Raw genomic sequence first — 3,360 nt, 5'->3', positions numbered from 1 at the left:
GTATTGGAAAATAACTGGAAAGCGGCCGGACAAGAAACCGAAAACTGGTTGGGGCTGGTAGGAGCTGTTGTTTCGTATTTGTGGATTTACCGTTGGTTCGGGATTGCCTCGCTGTTGATTCCGCCTCTGCTGTTTGCCGCAGGAGTGCAATTGGTGTTTCGCCGTACGTTGTTGCCGTTGTATCGCGCAGCTATGGCTGTAGCTTTTTTTCTAATCTGGATAAGCTGGCTGCTCGGTTATTGGATCTACCATCAGGAAAACTTTTCGGAATGGAGTATGCTCAGCGGGGGAGTAGGCTACGAATTGGCGATTGTCACCGATAGCCTGATTGGCTGGGGTACATTGCTGGTATTAGCGTTCGCACTCATTGTATTTATGATCTATTTCTTCGGATTAACATCCCCACTTCCTTTCCCACAAACAGCATCTTCCCTTAATCGAGGTACTGCACCAGGAACTATTGCGACGGCAGATGATAGTTTTTTGCAACCACCTCTAGCTGAGGAGGAAGATTCTTGGGATCAGCCTGCTGTTTCTCCTTTTTCAGAAGAAGATAGTCCGGATGAAAATGAACCGCCGACAGAAGAGCTATTTATTGATCAGGAAGCAAAAAGGGAAAAATCAGCGGTGCCAACCCTTTCACTGGATATTGAAGACCCGGTATTACCTCAAGAAACTGCTCACGCAGACTACGCTCTGGAGGTAGAAGAGCATACCGAGGAGGCCAAGAAAGTACTAAAATCAGAGAACTACGATCCTACCCTCGATTTACCCCAGTATCGCTACCCCGAACCAGGGCTACTGGATAGCAATCAATCGGGACGGGTGCAAGTAACCAAAGAGGAGTTAGAGGACAATAAAGACCGAATTGTTGAAACGCTGATTAACTTCAAAATTGGTATTCAATCTATTAAAGCAACCATTGGTCCTACCGTCACATTGTACGAAATTGTACCCGAGGCGGGGGTGAAGATTTCTAAGATAAAAAATCTGGAAGATGATATTGCCTTAAACTTATCCGCATTAGGAATTCGTATTATTGCGCCTATTCCGGGTAAAGGCACTATTGGTATTGAAGTGCCCAACAAGAATCGGGAAACGGTGAGTATGCACTCGGTTGTTACCACCGAAAAGTTTATGCACAGCAACAAAGAGCTTCCCATTATCTTAGGAAAGACCGTAGCTAACGAATTATTTGTGGCCGATTTGGCCAAGATGCCGCACTTACTCATTGCCGGAGCTACCGGACAGGGAAAATCAGTAGGGCTAAATGTGCTTATCAGCTCCCTCATCTACAAGCGACATCCGTCTCAGCTCAAATTTGTGATGGTCGATCCTAAAAAGGTAGAACTCTCACTATTTAATAAATTGGAACGGCACTTTCTGGCTAAAATCCCTAATAGTGAGGATGCTATTATCACGGAAACCAAGAACGTAATTTATACGCTCAACTCGCTCTGTATTGAGATGGATAACCGTTATAATTTGCTGAAAGATGCTGCCTGCCGAAACATCCGAGAGTACAATAAAAAGTTTGTTAGCCGGAAACTGAACCCGGAAGGGGGCCATCGCTTTCTACCGTACATTGTGCTGATTATTGACGAGCTTGCCGACCTGATGATGACGGCGGGAAAAGAAGTGGAAACTCCTATCGCTCGTCTGGCCCAATTGGCCCGAGCCATTGGCATTCACTTAGTAGTGGCTACCCAGCGACCCTCAGTGAATGTAATTACGGGTATTATTAAAGCTAATTTTCCAGTGCGCTTGTCGTACCGGGTTACTTCTAAGGTGGACTCTCGCACTATTTTAGATACGGGTGGAGCTGAGCAACTAGTTGGTATGGGTGATATGCTACTCTCGGTCAACTCAGATATTATTCGGCTACAGTGCCCATTTGTAGATACCCCCGAGGTAGATAGCATCTGCGAGTTTATTGGTTCTCAGCGAGGCTATGAGTCAGCCTACGTACTACCGGAGTATTTAGGCGATGAGAACGATAGTAGCAGTGTGTTGGAAGTAGATTTAAAACAGCGAGATGAATTATTTGACGATGCCGCTCGGGTAATCGTACATCATCAGCAGGGAAGTACTTCTCTTATTCAGCGCAAAATGAAACTGGGTTACAATCGGGCCGGTCGACTGATTGATCAGTTGGAAGCAGCGGGTATTGTAGGGCCGTTTGAAGGTAGCAAAGCCCGTGAGGTATTAATTAGTGACGAATACAGTTTGGAACAGTTATTGAACAGTCTGGACTGACACCATAACTATCCTAACAAGTTTTTTTATGAAGAAAATTTTATCAGTTGTCGCACTAGCTTTAGTCCCTTTTCTGCAGTACTCTACTGCCTACGCTCAATATGATCCTAAAGCCCGAGAAATTCTGGATGCCATGAGCGAAGCCTACCGGCAAATCGGATCATTTGAGTCCGGTTTTTCCTACTCAATGGAGAACACCGATCAGTCAATTAATGAAGATTTTGAGGGTGAAATTGCGGTAAAAGGTGATAAGTACCGCCTACGAATGGGTGGACAAGAGATTATTAATGATGGGAGCACTGTTTGGACGTACTTACAAGAGGTGAATGAAGTGAATATTGATGACTATGACCCTGAAGAAGGCGATATATCACCTACTCAGATTTACAATGCCTACAAACGAGGCTTTAAGTATAACTATCTGGAAGACGAGACCATAGATGGAAAAGCGTATCAAGTAGTTGATCTAGTGCCAGAGAATAGCGATAACCAGTTTTTTAAAATCCAGCTTCATATTGCAGAAGATGATCGCACCCTGAAAAAGTGGCGGATCTTTGACAAAAACGGTACTCGGTACACGTATGAGATTGACAACTTTAATCCGCAAGCCAGCGTGACCGACGATCTTTTTACTTTCGATTCTAGCAACTACGAGGGAGTAGAAGTAGTGGATTTACGATAGACCGCTAATTAAAAAACAGACGAGAAGCCGATGGGAGACTATCGGCTTTTTTTATGACCAATTCTGAATTTCCAGAATATTTCCTTCCGAATCAGTCATATAGATAAAAGTCAGTCGTCCCACACCAGCGACATCAGCCTCAGTAACCTTACCCAACTCGCTTCCGCCGTGCTGTAGAATTTTCTCCTTTATTGATAGCACATCATCCACAAGAAAAGCCAAATGACCTAATCCTTGACGATTGACTGCCGGAGCGGGTTTATCTTCCATTTGTCGGTACTGGTATATTTCTAGGGTAGGTCCGTTATTGCCGTAACCGGGTAAGCGAAGGTGAACTCCCTCTAATGAGGCATTGGGCAATCCCGTTCCTTCTGCCAGCCACTTGGCGGATTGGCTTCGTACTGGGGGAACAGGTATACAGC

At 44.9% G+C, this 3,360-nt stretch carries 3 protein-coding genes; 2 read left to right on the top strand and 1 reads right to left on the bottom strand.

The window, feature by feature from the left end; translation table 11 throughout:
• Positions 1-2,256: DNA translocase FtsK 4TM domain-containing protein (locus WBA23_RS25460; protein ID WP_424585095.1), on the top strand; the 2,256-nt coding region annotated here is incomplete at its 5' end.
• A gap of 28 nt (positions 2,257-2,284) precedes the next feature.
• Complete coding sequence (locus WBA23_RS25455) at positions 2,285-2,938, top strand: LolA family protein (RefSeq protein ID WP_424585094.1); 654 nt, start codon at positions 2,285-2,287, stop codon at positions 2,936-2,938.
• A gap of 51 nt (positions 2,939-2,989) precedes the next feature.
• On the opposite strand, the gene WBA23_RS25450 is transcribed toward WBA23_RS25455, so the two are convergent.
• Positions 2,990-3,360, bottom strand: a 371-nt coding sequence (locus WBA23_RS25450) for a VOC family protein (protein WP_424585093.1), incomplete at its 5' end; no start/stop codon positions are given.

Origin of the sequence: Tunicatimonas sp., from assembly GCF_049647865.1 — a bacterium.
Taxonomy (GTDB): Bacteria; Bacteroidota; Bacteroidia; order Cytophagales; family Cyclobacteriaceae; genus Tunicatimonas.
This window is presented reverse-complemented; position numbering and strand designations above follow the sequence as displayed.

Excerpts from the sequence above, each read along its gene's own strand:
- WBA23_RS25455 (WP_424585094.1), top strand. The coding sequence starts at position 2,285 with ATGAAGAAAATTTTATCAGTTGTCGCACTAGCTTTAGTCCCTTTTCTG.